Source organism: Kitasatospora sp. NPDC001175, from assembly GCF_053598215.1.
In genome coordinates this window covers 115,030-137,729 of the sequence record NZ_JBSFJU010000001.1, presented here as the reverse complement: position 1 = coordinate 137,729, position 22,700 = coordinate 115,030, and the positions used below count along the sequence as shown (strand labels likewise).

Genomic DNA, 22,700 nt, shown 5'->3' with positions numbered 1-22,700 from the left:
CGAGATTGCGCCAATTCGTTACGCGCTTGGTGGGAGAGTCGGTCGTGGCCGCCGGGGGTACGGATCATGCCCATAACCGGGCTGTTCCGTTTCCGGTCTCCCCAGGCCAAACCTGGCCTGCGTCGTCGGCGGCCCGGTGATCTCCGGCGGCCCTCGTGTCCCCGTGGGAAAGAGTCCAATGCCCCGTTTCAGCGTGATCGTCCCGGTCTACCAGGTCGAGGAGTACCTGACCGAATGTCTCGACTCGGTGCTCAGCCAGTCCTTCGCGGACTTCGAGCTGATCGCGGTCGACGACCACTCGCCCGACGGGAGCGGCGCCATCCTGGACGGGGCCGCCGAGTGCGATGAGCGCATCCGGGTACTGCACCTGGCGGAGAACGTCGGACTCGGCCGCGCCCGCAACGCCGGCCTGGAGGCCGCCGCCGGCGACTACGTGATCTTCCTCGACAGTGACGACACCCTCACGCCAGGCCTGCTCGAGGCCGTCGAGGAACGCCTGAAGGCCTGCGCGGACCCCGAGATCCTGGTCTACGACTACGCCCGGACCTACTGGGACGGCCGCGTGGTGCGCAGCAGCTCCGCCCCCGTCTTCGCCCGCCCGGGGCCCGAGGTCTTCACCCTCGACGACCGGCCCGACCTGCTGGAACTGCTGATGGTGGTCTGGAACAAGGCGTACCGCCGCAGTTACATCGACGAGCAGGGCCTGACCTTCCCGGCCGGCTACTACGAGGACACCCCCTGGACCTTCCCGGCCCTGCTCGCCGCCCGCTCGATCACCGTGCTCGACCAGGTCGGCGTCCACTACCGCCAGCGCGAGAGCGGGGGCAACATACTCGCCACCGCGTCCCGCAAGCACTTCGACGTCTTCGACCAGTACGACCGAGTCTTCGCCTTCCTCGACCGCCGGGAGGACCTCGCCCACTGGCGGCCCGTGGTCTACGGCCGGATGCTGCACCACCTCAACACCGTGGTCAGCAAGCCCGGCCGGATCCCCCCGGGCGACCGCCGCGAGTACTTCCGCCGGGCCGCCCGCCACTGCGCCCGCCTGCGGCCCGCCGACTACCACCCGACCCCGGGCACCGGCAGCGTCCGGACCGAGCTCCTCAGCCAGGGTCGCTACCTGGCCTACCAGACCATCCGCGCCCTGGCCCGCACCCGCCACGCCGCCACCCTCGCCGCCCGGCGCATCTTCTGACGCACGCCCGCCCCGGGACTGGGGGAGCCGTGCGGAGCACGGACCCGGCGGCCCGGCCGGACGTACGCGCATTCCCTCGCGCGCTCGCCCGCACCCCGCAGCGACGGTGACCGGCGCGGGGCGTCGCCCATGCGGGTGGTCGTCGCGGGCGGGGGACCGGAAGTGGCGGAGGGGAGCTGCGGACTGTGCCAACCTCGGTGCGCCGGGGCCCGCCCGCCGGCTGAGCGCCGCCGCTTCTGCCCCGGCCTCGACGACCGACGGAAGCGGATCACCATGCCCGACGCGGCGACCCAGGCCCCCGAGGACTCCAAGGGCGCGGTGCCCCGCCTCACCCGTCCCCTCAGGCCGGTGGCGCCCGGACTGGTCCCCGCGGCCGTACTGCTCCTCGCCCCGCCGGTGCTCCACCTGCTCCGCGTCGACCCGCTCACCCTCGCCCTGCTCTGGTGCGCCACCGCGGCCCGGTTCCGCTCCCGCCTCACGACGCTCGACCGGCTGGTCCTGTCCGCCGGCCTGCTGACCGGCTGGGGCTGCCTGCTCGGCGTCCTCGCCTCGCTCTGGCCGTGGGGCCTGCACCCGGTCGCCCTCGCCGAGGCCACCGCCCTGCCGCTGGCCGCCCTCGCGCTGACCCGCCCCGGGCCGCCGCCCCGACTCGCCCTCCCGCTCACCGACCGCCTGCTGCTGCTCGCCTTCGCCGCCGCCGGTTGGTGCTGCCTGCGCCCGCTGCTCGGCGAGGACGCCACCGGCCGCCTGGCCGTCCTGTTCCACGGCGAGGACCTGGCCCGGCACTTCGCGCTCTACGACGCCGTGCTCAGGTTCGGCGGCTACCTGGTCTTCCACCGCGAGCAGGCCGCCGTCGCCCTGCAGGACGGCTTCCAGAGCTACCCGCAGGGCAGCCACCTGGTGCTGGCCGCGCTCACCGGCTTCGTGCGCGGCGGCACCGGAGCACCGCCCGCGCTCACCTCCCTCGGCACCTTCACCCTGCTCACCGGGACGGTGCTGGCGGCCTGCGTGGCCGCCGTGCTCTGGGCGGCCTGCCGGGCAGCGGGGCCGGCGTTCGGCGGCTGGGCGGTACTGCTGCTGTGCGCGCTGACCGGCGGCTACCTGGTGCTGGACGAGGCGACCGGGCTGCTGCTCTCGGGTTTCGAGAGCGAGATCTTCGGCCTCACCCTGTTCGCGCTGCTCACCGCGCTGGTGCTGCGTCCGCTCGCCCGCCCCGGCGAACAGCTGCTGCTGCTGGGTGCGCTGACCGTCGGGATCTCCTTCTCGTACTACCTGCTGCTGGTCACCGCCGTCCCGCTGCTGCTGATCTGGGCGGTGGTGCACCGCCGCCGCCTGCGGCCGGTACGCCGGGCCGCCCTGGCCGCCGCTGCCGCCCTCACCGGCACGGCCGCCGCACTGCCCGTCCTGGCCAACTGGCGGCAAGCCAACTCGCCCGCCGTGCTGGCGATGCCGGGCGGCGCGCTGCCGGTGGTGCGGCACCTGCTGCTGCCGCTGCTCGCGGCGGCCGTCCTCGGGCTGCTCACCGCGGCGGCCCGGCGCAACGCCGTCCGGCGCGCCGCGCTCTGCGCCGTGACCACGGTGGCCGGGCTGGTCGTCGCCCTGCGCCAGTACCAGCTCGCCAGCACCGGGCACACCGAGTACTACTACGAGAAGCTGCTGCACCAGCTGGTCGTGGTCGGCCTGATCGCGCTCGGTGCCGCCGCCCTCCCGCTGTTCGGCCCGCCCGGGCGCGGCCGCACGGCGGCCGGCAACCCGGCGCGGGCCGTCCGGGCGGGGGCCGCCGCCCTCGTGGTGCTGGCCGCGCTGGTGCTCAACTCCCAGACCGACGACGGGACCAGCGGCTGGCAGACCAGCCGGTTCGCCGGCTATCTGCACGGGGACCGGGCGGCCCCGTTCAGCGCCTCCCTGGTCACCGCGGTCCACGTCACCCGCCCGGTGCCCGACCCCGGGATCGGCGTGCTGCTCACCGAGCCGAGGCAGGGCGAGGACCCGCGCTTCTACGAGGGCAACCTCTGGCTCGGGGTGCTCGCCCGCGACAACGGCCGCTCCTGGCGGGCCTGGATCTGGGGCCGCTGGCGCCGCACCCCGCAGGAGATCGTCCAATTCGCCGACCGCTCCCCGGCCCCGCTGCGGGTCTACCTCGACGACCCCGCCCTGGCGGCCGCCACCGCGCGGCTCGCCGGGCCGGGCCGTGCCGGCCGCCTGGAGGTCGTCCTGGTCCGCTACACCGGCGACGGCCGCCCGCTGATCGGTCCGATCGTCCGCTGAAACGTCGGTGAGCGACCCCGGGTGCCCCATTCGGGCTAATCGGATCACAAATCGATGCCCCATCCGGGTGACACCTCGTTACGCCGAAGGCAGTGCCGGAGCGCCGCGCGGCGCCCCCCGACGGTGCGACCGGGTACCCGCACTACGCGCCCCCTCCCCGACGGAAGCGAAGCAGCATGCCCGATGTGGCCACCGAGGCAACCGAAGAACCGCACCTCGCCCCACCCGGCCCGCGGCCGGCCACGCCCGGTGCACCGGCCCGCCGGCTGCCCGCCGCGGCGGAGGCGGCCACCGCCCTCGCCGTCGCCGTCGGCTTCATGCTCTGGTCCCGCAACATCCAGGTGAACCCGCTGATCAGGGTCGGCCAGGTCAGCGGTCTGGCGGTGCTGCAGTTCCGGGCGGCCGTGCTGGCCGTCCCGCTGTTGACCGCCGTCCTGTGGGCCGCCCACCGAGCCCGGGGCCACCGCTGGCAGCTGGTGCTGCGCCTCGGCTGCGCCGTCGTCGCGGGGCTCGGCACCGGCATCGTCGCGGGCGGCATCGCCGTCGCCCTGCGCGGCACCCCCTGGGGCCTCGGCGGCCAGGACGGCGACCCGGGCACCCTGCTGGGCTACGCCGCGTCCTTCCTGCGCGGCGAGGGGCTGCCCGACGTCTACCCGCCCGGTTTCATCGTGCTGCTCGCCGAATGGGCCCGGTACCTGCGCGGCGGCCACGTCGGCTACGCCCTCAAGGACCTCCAGCTGCTGCTCAGCGCCGTCCTCGGCCCGCTGTGCTACCTCGCCTGGCGCACCCTGCTCCGCCCCGCCTGGGCACTGGCCGTCGCGCTGCCCGCAGCCGTCCTCTTCCTCGACCCCATCCGGCCGTACAGCCACCTGGTGATGGTGGTGCTGCTGCCGCTGATCGGCCGCCTGCTCACCGAACTCGCCCACGCGCCGCGGATGTCCGTCCGCACCGCTGCGCTGCGCGGCGCGGCCCTCGGCGCCGTCCTCGGTCTGCTCTTCCTGTGCTACTCGGGCTGGTTCGTCTGGTCCGCCCCCGGTGTCCTGGTGGCCGTCCTGCTGCTCGTACCGTGGCGTCAGGGCTCCGCCGCCCTGGCCAGGGCGGCCGGCCTGCTCGGCGCCGCCGCGGCCACCGCCGCCGCGGTCGGCTCGCCGCTGCTGGTCAAGCTCGCCGAGCACGGCGCCGACACCGTGGACCGCTACGCCTACTTCGACGTCTACATCGACCCGGCGTACGTCCTCGGCTGGCGCTCCGACCGCTCCGGATGGCCCGCCGCCTGGGCGTGGCCGCCGCCCGGGGAACTCGCCGGACAGACCACCTTCGCGCTGCTCGTGCTGACCGGCACCGGCCTCGCCCTGGCCCTCGGCCTGCGCCGGCCCCCGGTGATCGCCGCCGTCGGCTGCCTGGTCGGTGCCTGGCTGCTGCGCTTCTGGTTCGCCGGGCACATGGAGCGCGACCAGGCCGTCATGCTCTACCCGCGCACCACCTGGCTGATCCTGTACGCGCTGATCGCCCTCACCGTGCTCTCGGCCATGCTGCTCGCCGGCGGGGCCCGCGGTGCCTGGCTGCGGCTGACCGCCGAGCGGCGGGTGAAGCTCCCGCGCTTCCTCGGCCGGCGCCTGGCGGCGGGCTCGCTCTGCTCGCTCGCCGTGTTCGGGGCGATGGCCGCGTCCTGGTCCGCCAACCGGTACATGCCGCAGGGCCCGCAGACCGACACCATGGGCATCGACGCCTACCGTGCGCACCTGCTGCAACGGGCCGACGGCAGCTGCCCGTCGTACGCTCCCGGCCACACCTGCGCCGCACCGCATCCGGACTGGCGGCCGCAGGACAGCAGGAACACCCGGCTCTGGTGCGGCAACGTCGAGGCCAAGGACTGGCCGGCCTACTGCGGAGGCACCGCGCCGTTCACCGACCGGCCCGGCTGAGGCCCGCAACGGCCCGTCCGCGGAGCGCCGTTGCCACCCCGTCGGCCGGCCGGGATATACAGGGCTCTGCTCCGCGTATCCACCCCTACCGTCCGCTGTCCCTGTCGACTGCCCTGCCAGGCGGGAGTGCGCCGATGGACTTTCTGACCCGACTGCCGTTGATCGGCCCGGTGGTGGCCCGAGTGCTGCGCAGCCGCCCCTACCGCGTGTACGAGCACTTCACCGCCCTCAAGAGCAACCGTCTCGCCGGGGCCGTCACCTTCTTCGGCTTCCTCGCGCTCTTCCCGCTGCTCACGGTGGCTATGGCGGTCGCCGTCGGGACGCTCTCGCACGCGCGCGTGCAGCAGTTGCAGGGCGACATCGCCAAGCAGCTGCCCGGGATCTCCAACTCGCTCGACCTGAACGAGGTGGCCGCCAACGCCGGGACCATCGGCGTGGTCAGCGCCGCGGTGCTGCTGCTCTCCGGCCTCGGCTGGGTGAACACCATGCGCGGATCGATCCGTGACATCTGGCAACTCCCCGAGGAGGGCGGCAACTTCATCCTGCGAAAGGTCTGGGACTGCGTGGTCCTGGTGGGCCTCGGTTTGGTCTGTGCCGTCTCGATGGTCGCCTCCGCCGTCGGCAGCACGCTGGCCCAGCGCCTCGCCGGGTGGCTCGGCCTGTCCCAGAGCGGCCCCGGCCGCTATCTGCTGGCCGTCGTCGGTTTCCTGATCGCGGTCGCCGCCGACCTGGTGCTGTTCGCCTACCTGCTGAGCCCGTTCCCCAGGATCGGCGGGCAGCGCCGGCGAGCCGTACTGTCCGGCGCGCTGATCGGCGCGGTGGGTTTCGAGGTACTGAAGGTTGCGCTCGCCTCGTACCTCAGTAAGGTGGCGGGCCGGAGCGTCTACGGGGCTTTCGCCGTTCCGATCGCCCTGCTGCTCTGGATCAACTTCGTTTCCCGGCTACTGATGTACTGCGTCTCCTGGACCGCCCTGGACGACCCCGAAGCCGCTCGTGAACGCGCCGCCGAACAGGCCAGAACCGCCTTGGCCGCCACCCGGGACTGACCCTCCCCCCCGCCTACCCTCCCTGGAGGCACTCATTGACCAGCGCTGACACCGCCCCCGTTTCCGCCCCCGCGCCCCGTACTCCGGACGACGTGCCGGGGTGGTTCTGGAAGGCCGACCAGGAGGTGTTCGGCTGGATGCTGGAGCGTCAGACCGCTGCCGGCACCGGGGGCGACATCCTGGAGCTCGGCACCTACCTCGGCCGCAGCGCGATCCTGCTCGGCGAACACCTCCAGCCCGGCGAGAGCCTCACCGTCTGCGACCTCTTCGACTCCGACGCGCCCGACGACGACAACTCCGCCGAAATGGCCATGTCGTACCGGGATTCGCTGACCCGCCGCGCCTTCGAGGCCAACTACCTGGCCTTCCACCCGAAACTGCCGACCGTGGTCCAGGCCCCGACCTCGGCCCTCGCCGACGGGCGCATCCCCGCCGGGAGCTGCCGCTTCGTCCACGTGGACGCCTCGCACCTGTACGAGCACGTCGCCGGCGACATCCAGGTGGCCCGAGCGGCCCTCGGCCCGGACGGCCTGATCGCCCTGGACGACTACCGCTCCGAGCACACCCCCGGGGTGGCGGCCGCGGTCTGGGAGGCCGTCTTCGATCACGGGCTGCAGCCGGTCTGCCTGACGCCCGAGAAGTTCTACGGCACCTGGGGCGACGCCGAAGCCCTCAAGCGGGAGCTGTGCGTCCGCGACTGGCGCGGCGAGGGCTTCCGCATGGACGAGGAGACCATCGCCGGCCGGACCCTCCACCGCCTCGCCTGGGAGGATCCCGCCAAGCCCGCCCCCGGGCCGGTCGGCCGCTCCACTCCCCGCCGCCTCGCCCTCGACGTCCTCCCGCCGATCGCCACCCGGGCTCTGCGCCGGGCCCGGCACCGCCTCCAGGGCTAAGCCGGTCTGCCCCGGCAGCCCCGTGCCCCGGACCGTTCGCCCGGTCAGTCGTGCGACCCCGGGGTCGCACCCACCGGCTGTTCCGAGCCGTCGGACCCGGGCCCCGCCACGGCCCGCAGAGCCCTGGCCCGGGCCCGACGGCGCCGCACCAGCAGCCCGCACAGCGCGGCCGCCCCGGCCGCCCCGCACAGCCCGGCGGCGATCCAGCCGCCGGCGTCCACCTCGTCCCGTGCGGCCTGGACGGTCCGGGTCCTCCCCGCCGCGCCGTGCGCCCCCCGGCTGCCCGGGCTCTCCGCCTTCCCGGCGGGCTCGTCCACCAGCTGCCCCACCGGAGCGACCTTGCCCTCGGCCGCGAAACCCCAGTCGAGCAGCGCCGCCGTCTCCTCGTACACCTTCATGTACGTCTCGGGGTGCATCACCGCGACCAGCAGGGTCCGGCCGTCGCGCTCGGCGGCGCCGACGAAGGTGGAGCCGGCGTTGGTGGTGTAGCCGTTCTTGACGCCGATCAGGCCGGGGTAGTGGCCGAGCAGCCGGTCGGTGTTGGCGATGCCGTAGCTGGCGCGCTGGCCGGTGGTCTTGTCGTAGGCGCCGGGGAAGGTGGCCTGCTTTGTCGAACAGTACGAGCGGAAGTCCGTGTTGCGCAGTCCGACCCTGGCGAACAGCGTCAGGTCGTACGCCGAGGAGAGCTGGCCCTCCGCGTCGTAGCCGTCGGGGGAGACCACATGGGTGTCATGGGCGCCCATCGCGTCCGCCCTGGCCTGCATCTGGGCGACGGTCTTGTCGATCCCGCCGTTCATGTGGGCGAGCACGTGCACCGCGTCATTGCCCGAGCTCAGGAAGACGCCGCGCCACAGGTCCTCGACCCGGTAGTCGAGGTCCTCCTTCACCCCGACCAGGCTGCTGCCCGCGCCGAGGCTGGCCAGCTCCCCGTGGGCGACCTTGTGCACTTGATCGCGAGGGAACCTGGGCAGCACGGTGTCCGCGAACAGCATCTTCAGCGTGCTGGCCGGGGGCAGTCGCACATGGGCGTTCTGGGCCGCCAGCACCTCGCCGCTCACGGCGTCCGCCACCAGCCAGGCACGGCCGGTCAGACCCCCCGGAAGGGCCGGCGCCCCGGCCTTGGGGGAGACCTGGACGCCGGCCAGGGCGAGCCGGGCGCCGCCGATCTTCGACAGGCCCGGTGGCGGTTGCTCCTCGAGGGGGGCCGCCGCGGCGGCGCAGAGTGAGACGGCGGCGGCGACCGCCGCGCAGCGGTACGCAAGGTGACAGGCTGATCGCACGAAGTGAACGTACCCAGACCGCTGCCGATTCGGTCGCCGCGCCGTATCCGTCCCTCCGAAGAGTGCCGGTCGCTGGGCCGTCCGGCAGACTCCTCATACTGGAACGAGACCGCCCCTCCCGCCCAAGGACACCCCATGAAGCTCAGCCGCCGCGCCTCCTGGTTCCTCGCCGCCTTCGGCGTCTGGTCCCTGATCATCTGGACCACCTTCGTGAAGAACCTCTGGAAGGACTCCGGCGGCCAGGCCTTCGTGGGCGGCGACCACTCCCAGCCCACCGCCTTCTTCTGGATCCACCTCCTGCTCGCCGTCACCTCCCTGCTCCTCGGCCTCGTGATCGGCGGCATCGGCGTCCGCGGCCTGCGCGCGCCCCGCGAGGACTGACCCTTCCAAACCGATTGCCCCCACCGCCCCGGCGCTGCCAGGATCTGCGCCGGGCGCTTATCCGGCGCACGCATATCGGCAGCCTCGCCCTGTGGGCCCGCGAGCGGGCCACCGGCACGCTGCGGACGTACCCGGTCGGCAAACTGGCCGACGGCACGTACGACTTCTCGGCGCTGGCCGATCCGGCCTCGGGCACGGTGGCCGGCACCTTCCCGGTCGACGAGTACCCGACGCTGGCCAGCGTGGGCGACATCGACGGCGACGGCGTGCCGGACCTGTACGCGGTGACCGCCGAGCGGCACCTGCTGACCTTCCACGGTTTCACCGCGCCGAAGGACCTGGGCGTCCTGTCCTGACGAGAACGCCCGAGGGCCCGTCCGGTTCGACCGGACGGGCCCTCGGGGCTCGGCGACTAGAAGCGGCGGGTCACCAGGGCCCGCTTCACTTCCTGGATCGCCTTGGTGACCTCGATGCCACGGGGGCAGGCCTCGGAGCAGTTGAAGGTGGTGCGGCAACGCCACACGCCCTCACGGTCGTTGAGGATCTCCAGGCGCTGCTCGGCGCCCTCGTCACGCGAGTCGAAGATGAAGCGGTGCGCGTTGACGATGGCGGCCGGGCCGAAGTACTGGCCGTCGTTCCAGAAGACCGGGCAGGACGACGTGCACGCGGCGCACAGGATGCACTTGGTGGTGTCGTCGAACCGCTCGCGGTCCTCCTGGGACTGCAGGCGCTCGCGGGTCGGGTCGTTCCCCTTGGTGATGAGGAACGGCATGACGTCCTTGTACGCCTGGAAGAACGGGTCCATGTCGACGATCAGGTCCTTGAGGACCGCGAGACCCTTTATGGCCTCGACCGTGATCGGCTTCTCCGGGTTGACGTCCTTGATCAGGGTCTTGCACGCCAGCCGGTTGCGGCCGTTGATCCGCATGGCGTCGGAGCCGCAGATGCCGTGCGCGCAGGAACGGCGGTAGGTGAGGGTGCCGTCCTGCTCCCACTTGACCTTGTTGAGGGCGTCCAGGACGCGCTCCTTGGGGTCCATCTCCAGCTTGTAGTCGACCCACACCGGGTCCGGGTGCTCCTCCGGGTTGAACCGGCGGATCCGGAGGGTGACGGTGATCAGCTGGGTGGCACCCGACTCGGCCGCGTCCAGAGCGGCCGAGTGCTTCTCCACGGTCGGAGTGCTCATCAGTACTTACGCTCCATCGGCTGGTAGCGGGTCTGCACGACCGGCTTGTAGTCGAGGCGGATCGAGGTGCTGCCGTCCGCGGCAACCTCCTGGTACGCCATGGTGTGCTGCATGAACTTCTCGTCGTCGCGCTTGGGGAAGTCCTCGCGGTAGTGACCGCCGCGGGACTCCTCGCGGGCCAGCGCGGAGACGACCAGCACCTCGGCCAGGTCGAGCAGGTTGCCCAGCTCCACGGCCTCCAGGAGGTCCGTGTTGTAGCGCATGCCCTTGTCCTGGATGGCGACGTTCTTGTACCGCTCGCGCAGGTTGCGAACGTCCTTGACCGCCTGCTTCAGGGTGTCACCGGTGCGGTACACGGACGCGTTGGCGTCCATGCTCTCCTGCAGCTCCTTGCGGAGCTGGGCCACCGACTCGGTGCCGGTGGACTCGCGCAGGCCGTCGACCATGTCCTGGACGAGCTTGCCCGGGTCGGCCGGCAGCTCGACGAAGTCGTGCTTCTCGGCGTAGCCGGCGGCGGCGATGCCCGCGCGGCGGCCGAACACGTTGATGTCCAGCAGCGAGTTGGTGCCCAGGCGGTTGGCGCCGTGCACCGAGACGCAGGCGACCTCGCCGGCCGCGTACAGGCCCGGGACGATGTCGGTGTTGTTCTTCAGCACCTCACCCTCGACGTTGGTCGGGATGCCGCCCATGCCGTAGTGCGCGGTGGGCTGGATCGGGATCGGGTCCGTGTAGGGCTCGATGCCGAGGTAGGTGCGGGCGAACTCGGTGATGTCCGGGAGCTTGGCGTCCAGCTGCTCCGGCGGCAGGTGGGTCAGGTCCAGGTAGACGTGGTCGCCGTCCGGACCGCAGCCGCGACCCTCGCGGATCTCGCTGTAGATGGCGCGCGAGCAGACGTCACGGGACGCGAGGTCCTTCATGACGGGGGCGTAGCGCTCCATGAAGCGCTCGCCGTCCTTGTTGCGCAGGATGCCGCCCTCGCCGCGGGCACCCTCGGTGAGCAGGATGCCCATGCGCCAGATGCCCGTCGGGTGGAACTGGAAGAACTCCATGTCCTCCAGCGGCAGGCCCCGGCGGTACGCCACGGCCTGGCCGTCACCGGTCAGCGTGTGGGCGTTCGAGGTGACCTTGAACATCTTGCCGGTGCCGCCGGAGGCGAACACGACCGCCTTGGCCTGGAAGACGTGGATCTCGCCGGTGGCCAGCTCGTAGGCGACGACGCCGGCGGTCTTGCCCTCGTTGATGAGCAGGTCGAGGACGTAGAACTCGTTGAAGAACTCGACACCGTGCTTGACGCAGTTCTGGAACAGCGTCTGGAGGATCATGTGACCGGTGCGGTCGGCCGCGTAGCAGGAGCGGCGGACGGGCGCCTCACCGTGGTTGCGGGAGTGACCGCCGAAGCGGCGCTGGTCGATCCGGCCCTGGTCGGTGCGGGAGAAGGGCAGGCCCATCTTCTCGAGGTCGAGGACCGCGTCGATGGCCTCCTTGCACATGATCTCGGCGGCGTCCTGGTCGACCAGGTAGTCACCACCCTTGACCGTGTCGAAGGTGTGCCACTCCCAGTTGTCCTCCTCGACGTTGGCGAGGGCGGCGCACATGCCGCCCTGGGCCGCGCCGGTGTGGGACCGGGTGGGGTAGAGCTTGGTCAGCACGGCGGTGCGGCTGCGCTGCGTCGACTCGATGGCCGCGCGCATGCCGGCGCCGCCCGCGCCGACGATGACGGTGTCGTACTGGTGAATCTGCATGGGGGTTAGTCGCCTCGCTGTGGGCTCGCTACCGACTTAGATGTTGGGGTCGAAGGTGAAGATCACCAGGGTGCCGAGCAGGACCGTGAAGACGGTCGCGGCACCCAGGAGGAGCTTCAGCCACAGGCGAGTGGAGTCCTTCTCCGCGTAGTCGTTGATGACCGTGCGCATGCCGTTGGCGCCGTGCAGCATGGCCAGCCACAGCATCAGCAGGTCCCAGCCCTGCCAGAACGGCGAGGCCCACTTGCCGGCCACGAAGGCGAAGCTGATCTTGGAGACACCGCCGTCGAGGACGATGTTGATCAGCAGGTGGCCCAGGATCAGGACGACCAGGACGACACCCGACAGGCGCATGAACAGCCAGGCGAGCATCTCGAAGTTGGTGCGCGTACGGCGCGGGGTCTTCTTCGTGCGGGTCCGGGCCGGCTCGATCACGAAGGCGTCGGCCGGGTTGCCGGTCCCCAGGCCCTGGCCGGTGTGGGCCTGGGCGGACGGGACGACCAGCGTGTCGGTGGTCTCAGTAGCCATCTGGGATCAGCCCCCGAACCAGGTGCGAAGGGTGTGCTGCAGGATCGGGTAGAAGGCGCCGGCCATCAGGACGACCCAGACGCCGACGACGGTCCAGAGCATCTGCTTCTGGTACTTCGGGCCCTTGGCCCAGAAGTCCACGGCAACGACGCGCAGGCCGTTCAGGGCGTGGAACAGGATGGCGGCGGTGAGGCCGTACTCCATCAGGTTCACGAGCGGCGTCTTGTACGTCGCGATGACGGAGTCGTACGCCTGCGGCGACACCCGCACCAGTGCGGTGTCGAGGACATGTGCGAACAGGAAGAAGAAGATGAGGACGCCGGTGACTCGGTGAGCCACCCAGCTCCACATGCCTTCCCGGCCGCGGTACAGCGTTCCAGCCGGCACGGAAAACCCTCCGGAAGCGGATTCGGGGGCTCGGCCGGCTTCGGTGTCGGTCAGCCCGGCCGGGTACGGTCCACCGGCCGCCAGCATCCTATCGACGCCGTGTCGTCGGACGCCTCCGGGGGTGTCAGGTGTGATCAATCAGGCACGTACGGGCTAGCAGAACCGGGAACTGTCACTCTGGGTGATGATGCAACTGCGCTACGGTGCGATCCACCGTCCGCTTCCCGCTGTCGAGGACCGCCGTGCCCCACCGTCCCCTGAGTGTTCTGAGCTGTGCGCTGCTCGCGCTGGCGGCCGGCTGCGCCACCGTAGCCCCGTCGTCCGACCGAGTACCCCGGCTGCTCACCGCCGACCAGCTGAGGGCCGCTGCCGTCACCGACGGCGACCTCGGTCACGGATACAGCGTCACCCTGATGGCCCCGGGCCGGCAGACCGCCCAGGGCGCCGACCGCCAGACCTCCGACGTGGCGGCCTGTCAGCCGGTGCTCGACGCGATGGCGCCGGGCAAGGCGGCCTCCGGCCCGATCGCCGAGACCGATCTCGGCGTCGCGCTCGCCGCCGACCCCGCGGGCAGTGTCTACGCCGGCCTGCTGGCCTTCGAGCCCGGCCGGGCCGCCGACATCCAGGGCGAGCTGGACCGGGTACTGGCGCAGTGCGGCAGCTTCACCTCGACCGCCCGGAGCGCCGGACCGGCGGGCGGCAAGGGGGCCGTGGTCCGTACCAGGCACCGGCTGTCCAGGATCGACACGCCCACGCCGGAGGGAGCGGACGGCGCCAGCGCGTTCACCCTCACGAATGAATCCGACGCCACCTCGCTCGTCCAGCGCGCCCTGCTGGCGCGGGCCGGCACGGTACTGGCGGTGTTCACCACCGTCGGGGCGGGCGGGAACCCGGCCCCCGCGCCGGACCAGGGGCTGGTCCAGGCGCAGGTGGCCAAGCTGCGGGAGGCGCAGCAGCAGTAACAGCGGGGTGACGCGCTGGGCCAGGCCCTAGCGGGCCGGGCTGGCCTGGTGGGTGGCGACCAGGTGTTCCAGTCTGGTCAGGGCGATCCGGCGGAGCTCCTCGGCGGCGATCAGGCGCTCCTCGTCCGGGTCGTTCGCCAGCCGGGTGCGGATCGAGCTCAGCACGGTGTCGAGCATCTCCTCGGGGTCGATGCCGTCCAGGCACACCACGAAGACATGGCCGAACCGCGCCTCGTACGCGGCGTGTGCGGCCCGCAGGGCGGTGTGGGCCGCCTGGCTGCCGGGCGCGCGCATGCCTAGCTGCGGCTGCGGCATCCAGCTCTCGTCCGCCAGCGCCTCGGCCAGATCGGCCGGCCGCAGGTCGTACGAGGCCTCGCTCGCGGCGGCGAGCAGGGACTCTATGTCGGGGTAGGGGCGGTGGGCCGCGAGTCGCAGGGCCCACCGGTGGCTGCCGCAGCAGGCCAGCAGGGCCTCCTCCGCCGCGCCGGGGTCGGCCTCGTTGAAGCGGTGGAGCCCGAGCAGGGACGGCGTCGATCGGGGGTCCCCCCGGACGAAGTCTGGGGGCGGGTCCCCCCGGACGAAGTCTGGGGGCGGGTCCTCCCGGACGGTGTCCGGGGGAGGATCGGGTCGCTGCGGCGGGATGTCGCTGGCCAGCGGGTCCTCCTCGTGAGGGGAGCAGGCAGGGGCGGGTGCGCGCACGGACATACGTGCTGTGCGATGGCGCGACCGACCTGTGGGAGCGGGCCGGGCCGGGTGTCAGGAGGTCCGACCCGGCAGCGGGACAACGGTAGTTGAGTGCTCATCAGTTGTGGAGGCGGCGCGCAGAATTCATTCGATCGAGCTATCAAGTTGTGACGTTGACACCAACGGGTCATGTCCCAGGGCCCCAGGGGCAGGGCGTTCCCGAGGGGCACCCGGGCGGACGGGGGCGCGGGAAGCGCGCGGGACGGTGGGCGGCGGGCCCGCGCCCCGCCGCCCGGAGGAGCCTCATCTGGGCTACAGCACGCGGTGGACCTTGTGGTTGGCGGCCTGGGCGCGCGGGCGGACCACCAGCAGGTCGATGTTGACGTGCGAGGGCCGGGTGACGGCCCAGGAGACGGTGTCCGCGATGTCCTCGGAGGTGAGCGGCTCGGCCACGCCCGCGTACACCGCGGCGGCCTTCTCCTCGTCCCCGCGGTACCTGGTCACCGCGAAGCCCTCCGACCTGACCATGCCGGGGGCGATCTCGATCACCCGGATCGGCTCGCCGCACAGTTCGAGCCGGAGCGTCGCGGCGATGGTGTGCGCGGCGTGCTTGGCCGCGACGTACCCGCCGCCGCCCTCGTAGGCGGCCAGCGCGGCGGTGGAGGAGAGCACCAGCACCGTGCCGTCGCCACTCGCCCGCAGGGCGGGCAGCAGCGCCTGGGTCACGTGCAGCACGCCGATCACGTTGACCTCGTACATGGCCCGCCAGTCGTCCGGGTCGCCGCTCTCCACCGACTCCGCGCCGATCGCCCCGCCCGCGTTGTTGACCAGGACGTCCACCCGGCCGACCTCGGCGGCGAAGGCGTCGACGGCGGCGCGGTCGGTGACGTCCAGGGTGTAGGCGCGGCCGCCGATCTCCTTGGCCAGCGCCTCGATCCGCTCGGTCCGGCGGGCGGCGAGGACCACGTCGAATCCGTCCGCCGCCAGCCGTCTGGCGGTCGCCGCGCCGATCCCGCTGCTCGCACCGGTGACCACGGCCACCTTCTGCTCGGTCATTGCCACTCCTGGGAAAGATCCGGTCGTTGGAACTGATCATCTCAACGCGTACGACCGGCGCCGCCTTCCGTCCCCCACTACATTGCGGTCAAGGCACCTTCCATCCCGCGGAGGCCCCGCATGGCAGCCGACCCCCGCCGCACTGATCCCCGCCGCACCGAGTCCGGCCTCCCGATCGCGCCGGTGTACGGCCCCGAAGACCTCGAAGGCTGGGACGCGCGGGCCGGGCTCGGCCGGCCCGGCGAGTACCCCTTCACCCGGGGGGTCTACCCGACGATGTACACCGGCAGGCCGTGGACCATGCGCCAGTACGCCGGCTTCGGGACCGCCGCCGAGTCCAACGCCCGGTACCGGCAGCTGATCGCCCACGGCACCACGGGCCTGTCGGTCGCCTTCGACCTGCCGACCCAGATGGGGTACGACTCGGACGCCCCGATCGCGGCCGGCGAGGTCGGCAAGGTCGGGGTGGCGATCGACTCGGTCGAGGACATGGACATCCTGTTCGGCGGCATCCCGCTCGGCGAGGTGTCCACCTCGATGACCATCAACGCACCCGCGGCCCTGCTCCTGCTGCTCTACCAACTGGTCGGCGAGGCGCAGGGGGTGGCGCCCGGCCGGCTGAGCGGCACGGTCCAGAACGACGTGCTGAAGGAGTACATCGCGCGCGGGACGTACATCTTCCCGCCGAAGCCCAGCCTGCGCCTGGTCGCGGACGTCTTCCGGTACTGCCGGGCCGAGATCCCTAGGTGGAACACCATCTCGATCTCCGGCTACCACATGGCCGAGGCGGGGGCGGACCCCGCGCAGGAGATCGCCTTCACGCTGGCCAACGGCATCGAGTACGTGCGCACCGCCGTCGCCGCCGGGATGGACGTGGACGACTTCGCGCCGCGCCTGTCCTTCTTCTTCGTCTCCCGCACCACCCTCCTGGAGGAGGTCGCCAAGTTCCGTGCGGCCAGGCGGATCTGGGCCAGGGTGATGCGGGAGGAGTTCGGGGCCCAGAACCCCAAGTCGCAGATGCTGCGCTTCCACACCCAGACCGCGGGGGTCCAACTCACCGCCCAGCAGCCGGAGGTGAACCTGGTCCGGGTTTCGGTGCAGGCGCTCGCCGCGGTGCTCGGCGGTACCCAGTCGCTGCACACCAACAGCTACGACGAGGCCATCGCGCTGCCCACCGAGAAGGCCGCCAGGCTCGCGCTGCGCACCCAACAGGTGCTCGCGTACGAGACCGACGTCACCGCCACCGTGGACCCGTTCGCGGGCAGCTACGCGGTGGAGTCGATGACCGACGGCCTCGAGGCGGCCGCACTCGGACTGATGGCCAGGGTCGAGGAGTCGGGCGGCGCGGTGGCCGCGATCGAGCGGGGCTGGCAGAAGGGCGAGATCGAGCGCACCGCCTACCGCATCCAGCAGGAGACCGACTCCGGCGAGCGCACCGTGGTCGGGGTCAACCGCTTCCGGCTGGACGCCGAGGAGCCCTACCAGCCGCTCAGGGTGGACCCGGCGATCGAGGCGCGGCAGGCCGAGCGGCTGGCCGGCCTCCGTGCGCGGCGTGACGGTCCGGCGGTGGATCGGGCGCTGACCGCGCTGCGCCGGGCCGCCTCCGGCAGCGACAACGTGCTGTACCCGATGCGGGAGGCGTTGGCGGCGAGGGCCACCGTCGGCGAGGTCTGCGACGCGCTGCGCGAGATCTGGGGGACGTACGCGCCCGTCGAGCGCTTCTGAGGCCGACCGACAGGGCGAACGCCCCCGGTCCGCAGAGGGACCGGGGGCGTTCGGGTGGTGCGCCGCGTCAGTTCTTCCTGGGCAGCTTGAAGGACTTGAAGTAGTCAGCGCCGTTCGGGGTGCCGACGCCGGTCGCGGTGTCGTAGCCCTTCTTCGCGGTCAGGCCGTAGTCGGCGCCGATCTTGTACAGGCGGACCTTGAGCGAGCCGCCGACCATGCCGAGGTCGACCACGTTGCCGCGCGGGGTGCGCACGGCGGCGTCGTTGACGTCGTGGAACGCCTTGGTGCCGGCCCGGTCGTAGATGGCGGGGTTGGCGAAGCCGATCGCCCGGCCGCCGCGCTCCTGGATGGTGTCGGCCAGGATGGCCGCGTACTCCGGCGCGGAGACCGAGGTGCCGCCGTAGCCGCCCTCGCTGTAGGTGCCCTTGTCGGTGTAACCGACCAGGGTGGCCGCGACCAGGTCACCGCTCATCGCGACGTCGGGGGTGGCGCGCAGCGGGGTGAGGGACTTGGTGCCGTCGGCCGCCGTCATGGAGACGGACTTCGGCACGACGCCCTTCTGGTACCAGGGCTGCTGGAAGTCCTTGGAGACGCCGCCGCCACCGCCGAAGTAGAAGGTGCCGGTGCCGGGCTTCGGGGTCCAGGACTTGCCGTCGTCCGAGAGCACCGAGCGCACGTCGCCCATGGAGACCTCGTGGCCGTACTTGCCCGTCTTGTCGGCGAGCTCCAGGGCGGTGCCGCCGACCGAGGTGACCCACGGCGAGGAGGACGGCCACTGGGCCTGCGCCTGGTTGGTCTCCTTCTCGCAGTTGATGCCGGTCGCGGCGGCCTGCGGCGAGTCGTTGCCGCAGTCACCGCTGGAGACGGTGAAGCTGATGCCCTCGACGGCACCGAGCTCGAAGAGCTGGTTGTCGGCGGCTATCACGGCCGGGTCCAGGTCCCCGCTCTTGCCGTGCATGATCTCGCCCCACGAGTTGGAGACGATGTCGGCCAGGTGACCGTCGACGACCTTGGCCAGCGCGGCGTTCAGGTCGCCGTCCAGGCAGGAGTCGGCGCCGACGTAGACGACCTTGGCGTCGGGCGCGAGACCGTGCGCCATCTCGACGTCCAGGGCCTCCTCGCCGGACCAGTCACCGCAGTCGGACTGGTGGTTCCACTTGTCCTTGGTGACGACCTCGCTGTACTGGCCCTTGGCGAACGGCTTGTCGCCGTGCAGCTGCGCGAAGTGGTTCGCGTCCTGCTCCATGGTGCCGAGCGCGTAGGCGTCGATGATGGCGATCCGGGCCCCCTTGCCGGTCACCTTGGCATCGCTGATGCCGTACGCCTTGCGCAGCTGGGTCGGGGTGTACGAGCACGGAGCGAAGGGCTCGTTCTTCTCGTACCCGGCCGGGGCGCCCTTGGCGATCTTGGAGGCGTAGCCGTTGTCCGAGCAGGTCGGGACGGTCGGCAGGCCGGCGTCCGGCTTGGCGGCCTCGGGCGCGGCGGCGGCCCGGGACTGGGCCCCGGCCTGCTCGGCGTCCTTGACCGAGACGGCCTGGGAGACGGCCTTGTGCTGGACGTCGGTCAGGTTGGCGACACCCAGCACCGAGCCGGCGAGGGCGGCGGGGACCACGACGTCGCGGGCGGGTGCGCGGTGGGTGCCGTCGGCGGTCCGGTACGAGTGGATCGGGGCACCGAAGGCCTTGGCCAGCTGGCCGGTGGTGCCGGAGACCTCGACGTAGTGCGCGGTCTGGTCGGTGACCTTGAGGCCGGCGCCGGTCAGCCAGGCGGTGACCGCCTTGACCTGGGCCGGGGTGGCGCCGAACTTGGTCTTGGCCTCGTCGGCGGAGAGGAACTTGCCGTAGTCGGGCGAGTTGACGTCCGAGACGGCCTTGGCCAGCGCGGCCAGCCCGGCGGAGTTCTGGCCGGCCAGGTAGACCCGGGCGGTGCTCTGGGTGGAGTCGGCGACGGCCCCGGCGTCGGCCTGCGCGGTGGCCCAGGCCGGGTGGCTGCCCGGCAGCTCCTTGGCGGCCTGCTCGTTGACCGGGGTGGCTGCACCGGCGGGAGTCGCGGCCGCGAGCGTGCCCAGGATCAGCGCGGCGACGGCCGGAGCCGCCACCGCCGCCCGGGTGCGCAGGGTTCGTGCTGCTGGCACGTAGGGTCCCCACTTCTGTGAACGGTCCGTCAGATCGCCTTCATCAGGGCACGACGGAGGAAGCCACGAGCTGTTCACCCAGCTGTGGCAGGGAAGTTGACTGTGCGGTAGTTGTCTATTCGGACGCGTGTGCGCTGCTCAAGAGTTCATCCAAAAGCTTTGCCAGCGCATGACCCGCGGGTAGGGGTGCAGTGCGGGGCAATCCGGGCAGAGGGGCGGATTGCGGCAGGCTCCCAGGGGCCGCCGTGTCCGTCGGGCCCTGGAGTCGTTGCACAGGGCAGTGATCATCGGGAAGGCGGCTGAAACGGTATGTCATACCCATCTGCACGGCCGGTAAGCATGACTTCTTCGGAAGTCAGGCCAAATCCCTGTCACCGGCCTACTCTTGTTGAGGTGAACCAACCTCAGGCCGTCGAGTCCGCACCCACACCCCCCGCCCGCCCTGGTGCCGTCCGGCCGGGCTCCGACCTGCGCGCCCGGGTCCGGGCGTACGAGGCCGAGCTGATCGCGTTCCGCCGGGACCTGCACCGCCACCCCGAGCTCGGACGGCAGGAGTTCCGTACCACCAGGCTGCTGCGCGAGCGGCTGGTGGCAGCCGGGCTCACGCCCCGGGTGCTCCCCAGTGGCACCGGCATGATCGTGGACCTGGTGCCGGCCGGGGCCAGGCCGGGCGCGCCTTTCCTGGCCTTCCGCGCGGACATCGACGCGCTGCCGATCGACGACGCCAAGACCGAGGTCCCCTACCACTCCACCCTGCCGGGCCGGGCCCACGCCTGCGGGCACGACGTGCACACCTCAGTGGTGCTGGGTACCGCGCTGGTGCTGGCCCAGGCGCTGCAGGCCGGGGAGCTGAGGCAGCCGGTGCGGCTGATCTTCCAGCCGGCCGAGGAGGTGATGCCGGGCGGCGCGCTGGACGTGATCGAGGCGGGCGGCATGGAGGGGGTCGGCCGGATCTTCGCGCTGCACTGCGACCCCAGGGTGTCGGTCGGCCGGATCGGCCTGAAGATCGGTGCCATCACCTCGGCCTGCGATCGCCTGGAGCTCCACCTGGACGGTCCCGGCGGTCACACCGCCCGGCCGCACCTGACCACCGACCTGGTGACGGCGGTGGCCAGGATGGCCGCCGACCTGCCCGCCGCGCTGGCCCGCCGGATGGACCCGCGCTGGGGCGTCAGCCTGGTCTGGGGCCGGATCGCCTCGGGGTCGGCGCCGAACGTCATCCCGCAGCACGCCGAACTGGAGGGCACGGTCCGCTGCCTGGAGCTGGCGGGCTGGCGCGAGGCGCCCGACGCGCTGCACGAGCTGATCGCCAAGATCGCCGAGACCTACCGCGCCAAGTGGAGCCTCGACTACCACCGCGGCGTGCCGCCGGTGGTGAACGAGCACGAGTCGATCGCGCAGTTGGAGGCGGCGATGACCGCCCGCTTCGCCCAGGGCGGTGGCCCGGTGGTCGAGGACACCGAGCAGAGCCTCGGCGGTGAGGACTTCTCCTGGTACCTGGAGCAGGCCCCCGGTGCACTCGCCCGGCTCGGCGTCCGGGCCCCGCACGAGAAGGGGGTGCGCGACCTGCACCAGGGCGACTTCGACGTGGACGAGCGGGCGATCGGGATCGGGGTGGAGCTCTTCGCGGCGCTGGCGCTGGAGCACGGCCGGGTGTGAGCCGGGGGCCTTCCCGGCCCCGCGGGGCCAAGCGGCAAGTGGCAAGCGGCGGCGGGATATACGAGAAGCGGATGTGAGAGCAAGCGGCGTCTTGGCGTAGGGTGTTCGAGTACTGGCGCAGGGTGTTCGCGTTATCACCCGACACTGACAGTTCGGGGGATAGAGGGTTTCGTTTTTGTCCGCTTTGTCCGGACGTAGGACCACATTTTGGTAACAACCCCCAGGCCCCCGCAGGCTGTAACCCAACCGTGTTCTACGCGCGTTACGGTGGCGCTCAACCACGCCAAACGGCTGTGTTGAGAAGGAGAAACTCCCTTGCGCCGTTCAATGAAGCTCGCCGCGGTAGTGCTCTCGGGATCCCTGGGCATCGCCTCGCTCGCCGCTTGCGGCGCAAAGAGCACCGACACCGCCTCCTCCGGCTCCGGCTCCTCCGGCGGCTCCGCCCTCAAGGTCGGCATGGCCTACGACATCGGCGGCCGTGGCGACCAGTCGTTCAACGACTCGGCCGCCAAGGGTCTCGACGATGCCAAGGCCCAGCTGGGCGTGGACGTCGCCGAGCAGGAGGCCAAGACCGGTGAGGCCGAGGCCGACAAGGAGACCCGTCTCTCCACCCTGGTCTCCAAGGGCTACAACCCGATCATCGCAGTCGGCTTCGTGTACCAGCCGGCCGTCGAGAAGGTCGCCAAGGAGAACCCGAACGTCAAGTTCGCGATCATCGACTCCTCCTCCAACACCCAGCCGAGCAACGTCACTTCGCTGACCTTCTCGGAGCAGGAGGGCTCGTACCTGGCCGGTGTCGCCGCCGCGCTGAAGACCAAGACCAAGCACGTCGGCTTCATCGGCGGTGTCCAGTCCGAGCTGATCAAGAAGTTCGAGGCCGGTTACAAGGCCGGTGTCGCCTCGGTCGACTCGAAGATCCAGGTCGAGACCACCTACCTGAGCACCCCGCCGGACTTCAGCGGCTTCAACGACCCGGGCAAGGGCAAGGAGGCCGCTCAGGGCCAGCTCGACAAGGGCGCGGACATCATCTACTCCGCCGCCGGTTCCTCCGGTTCGGGCGCCATCGAGGCCGTCTCGCAGAAGGACGGCGCCTGGGCCATCGGTGTCGACGCCGACCAGGCCAAGCAGCCGGCGCTGCAGAAGTACAAGGACCACATCCTCACCTCGATGGTGAAGAACGTGAACGTCGCGGTGTTCCAGTACATCAAGGCGGCCAAGGACGGCAACCCGCTCACCGGTGTCAAGAACTTCGACCTGAAGAGCGACGGCGTCTCGCTGGCCATCACCGGCGGCTTCATCGGCGACTTCAAGGCCAAGCTGGACGACGCCACCACGGCCATCACCTCGGGTGCCACCAAGGTCCCGACCGCGCCGCAGAACTGACACCAGCCTGACCTGCCACTGCCTCCTGCCGGGCAGGGCGTGATTGACGCGAATTCAGGGAGGGGCCCGGCGGGGCGCGCGTAACGCGCTCCACCGGGCCCCTCCCATCCCCCTCAAATCCCCCCGTCTTGGCCCTCCAGCGCAGCGACGCGCCATCCAGAACACCAGGAGATCGCCATCACCGCTTCCGAACCCGTCCTGAACAAGGGCGGCAACCCCAGCACGGGGACGGCGACACCGGCCGTCGAACTGCGCGGTATCACCAA

The 22,700-nt window shown here is 71.6% G+C and carries 19 protein-coding genes; 11 read left to right on the top strand and 8 right to left on the bottom strand.

The window, feature by feature from the left end; genetic code table 11:
• The first annotated feature begins 178 nt into the window (after positions 1-178).
• The 5 genes from ACWDAK_RS00605 to ACWDAK_RS00585 all read left to right on the top strand — a co-directional run bounded on the left by ACWDAK_RS00605 (position 179) and on the right by ACWDAK_RS00585 (position 7,327).
• The gene (locus ACWDAK_RS00605) at positions 179-1,195 is read left to right on the top strand and encodes a glycosyltransferase family 2 protein (protein WP_425557709.1); all 1,017 of its coding nucleotides are present in this window, start codon (positions 179-181) and stop codon (positions 1,193-1,195) included.
• Positions 1,196-1,468: 273 nt separating this feature from the next.
• Positions 1,469-3,463, top strand: coding sequence for a hypothetical protein (locus ACWDAK_RS00600; RefSeq protein ID WP_427392833.1), 1,995 nt, complete (start codon positions 1,469-1,471; stop codon positions 3,461-3,463).
• A 185-nt stretch (positions 3,464-3,648) separates the two neighbouring features.
• Complete coding sequence (locus tag ACWDAK_RS00595) at positions 3,649-5,388, top strand: hypothetical protein (protein WP_427392834.1); 1,740 nt, start codon at positions 3,649-3,651, stop codon at positions 5,386-5,388.
• Between the two features lie 134 nt (positions 5,389-5,522).
• Complete coding sequence (locus ACWDAK_RS00590) at positions 5,523-6,434, top strand: YihY/virulence factor BrkB family protein (RefSeq protein WP_344638100.1); 912 nt, start codon at positions 5,523-5,525, stop codon at positions 6,432-6,434.
• 35 nt (positions 6,435-6,469) lie between these two features.
• Entirely contained in the window at positions 6,470-7,327 is an 858-nt protein-coding gene (locus ACWDAK_RS00585; RefSeq protein WP_344638099.1) for a class I SAM-dependent methyltransferase, read from the top strand.
• A 44-nt stretch (positions 7,328-7,371) separates the two neighbouring features.
• On the opposite strand, the gene ACWDAK_RS00580 is transcribed toward ACWDAK_RS00585, so the two are convergent.
• On the bottom strand, positions 7,372-8,607 hold the full coding sequence (locus ACWDAK_RS00580) for a D-alanyl-D-alanine carboxypeptidase family protein (protein WP_344638098.1): 1,236 nt from the start codon (positions 8,605-8,607) through the stop codon (positions 7,372-7,374).
• A gap of 135 nt (positions 8,608-8,742) precedes the next feature.
• Here ACWDAK_RS00580 and ACWDAK_RS00575 point away from each other — a divergent pair, with 135 nt between their 5' ends.
• Both ACWDAK_RS00575 and ACWDAK_RS00570 read left to right on the top strand, forming a co-directional pair.
• Complete coding sequence (locus tag ACWDAK_RS00575; RefSeq protein WP_344638097.1) at positions 8,743-8,988, top strand: SCO4848 family membrane protein; 246 nt, start codon at positions 8,743-8,745, stop codon at positions 8,986-8,988.
• A gap of 14 nt (positions 8,989-9,002) precedes the next feature.
• A complete protein-coding gene (locus tag ACWDAK_RS00570) occupies positions 9,003-9,344 on the top strand; it encodes a hypothetical protein (protein ID WP_344638096.1) in 342 nt (113 codons plus the stop codon).
• A gap of 56 nt (positions 9,345-9,400) precedes the next feature.
• Here ACWDAK_RS00570 and ACWDAK_RS00565 read toward each other — a convergent pair whose 3' ends face one another.
• From ACWDAK_RS00565 to sdhC, 4 genes are read right to left on the bottom strand one after another with little or no spacing between them, the layout of a single operon-like run.
• A complete protein-coding gene (locus tag ACWDAK_RS00565; protein ID WP_344638095.1) occupies positions 9,401-10,174 on the bottom strand; it encodes a succinate dehydrogenase iron-sulfur subunit in 774 nt (257 codons plus the stop codon).
• Positions 10,174-11,916: a succinate dehydrogenase flavoprotein subunit gene (sdhA, locus tag ACWDAK_RS00560; RefSeq protein ID WP_344638094.1), complete on the bottom strand. Its 1,743-nt coding sequence runs from the start codon at positions 11,914-11,916 to the stop codon at positions 10,174-10,176. The genes ACWDAK_RS00565 and sdhA overlap by 1 nt, the downstream gene beginning before the upstream one ends.
• A 36-nt stretch (positions 11,917-11,952) precedes the next feature.
• Positions 11,953-12,444, bottom strand: a complete 492-nt coding sequence (locus tag ACWDAK_RS00555) for a succinate dehydrogenase hydrophobic membrane anchor subunit (protein WP_344638093.1) — start codon at positions 12,442-12,444, stop codon at positions 11,953-11,955.
• A 6-nt stretch (positions 12,445-12,450) separates the two neighbouring features.
• On the bottom strand, positions 12,451-12,831 hold the full coding sequence (gene sdhC, locus ACWDAK_RS00550) for a succinate dehydrogenase, cytochrome b556 subunit (protein WP_344638092.1): 381 nt from the start codon (positions 12,829-12,831) through the stop codon (positions 12,451-12,453).
• A 242-nt stretch (positions 12,832-13,073) separates the two neighbouring features.
• Between sdhC and ACWDAK_RS00545 the strand changes: the two genes are divergently transcribed.
• On the top strand, positions 13,074-13,793 hold the full coding sequence (locus tag ACWDAK_RS00545) for a hypothetical protein (RefSeq protein WP_427392835.1): 720 nt from the start codon (positions 13,074-13,076) through the stop codon (positions 13,791-13,793).
• Positions 13,794-13,820: 27 nt separating this feature from the next.
• Here ACWDAK_RS00545 and ACWDAK_RS00540 read toward each other — a convergent pair whose 3' ends face one another.
• On the bottom strand, positions 13,821-14,315 hold the full coding sequence (locus ACWDAK_RS00540; RefSeq protein WP_344638133.1) for a 2-oxo-4-hydroxy-4-carboxy-5-ureidoimidazoline decarboxylase: 495 nt from the start codon (positions 14,313-14,315) through the stop codon (positions 13,821-13,823).
• A 474-nt stretch (positions 14,316-14,789) separates the two neighbouring features.
• A complete protein-coding gene (locus ACWDAK_RS00535; RefSeq protein WP_344638090.1) occupies positions 14,790-15,533 on the bottom strand; it encodes an SDR family oxidoreductase in 744 nt (247 codons plus the stop codon).
• 120 nt (positions 15,534-15,653) lie between these two features.
• Here ACWDAK_RS00535 and ACWDAK_RS00530 point away from each other — a divergent pair, with 120 nt between their 5' ends.
• A complete protein-coding gene (locus ACWDAK_RS00530) occupies positions 15,654-17,258 on the top strand; it encodes an acyl-CoA mutase large subunit family protein (RefSeq protein ID WP_427392836.1) in 1,605 nt (534 codons plus the stop codon).
• 67 nt (positions 17,259-17,325) lie between these two features.
• Here ACWDAK_RS00530 and ACWDAK_RS00525 read toward each other — a convergent pair whose 3' ends face one another.
• Positions 17,326-19,392 (bottom strand): S53 family peptidase, encoded by a 2,067-nt coding sequence (locus tag ACWDAK_RS00525; RefSeq protein WP_427392837.1) that lies wholly within the window; start codon positions 19,390-19,392, stop codon positions 17,326-17,328.
• 393 nt (positions 19,393-19,785) lie between these two features.
• Between ACWDAK_RS00525 and ACWDAK_RS00520 the strand changes: the two genes are divergently transcribed.
• Both ACWDAK_RS00520 and ACWDAK_RS00515 read left to right on the top strand, forming a co-directional pair.
• Positions 19,786-21,051 (top strand): amidohydrolase, encoded by a 1,266-nt coding sequence (locus ACWDAK_RS00520; RefSeq protein WP_427392838.1) that lies wholly within the window; start codon positions 19,786-19,788, stop codon positions 21,049-21,051.
• Positions 21,052-21,366: 315 nt separating this feature from the next.
• Positions 21,367-22,434 carry a BMP family lipoprotein gene (locus ACWDAK_RS00515; RefSeq protein WP_427392839.1) on the top strand — a complete coding sequence of 356 codons (1,068 nt, stop codon included), beginning with the start codon at positions 21,367-21,369 and terminating at the stop codon, positions 22,432-22,434.
• The last annotated feature ends 266 nt before the right edge of the window (positions 22,435-22,700 follow it).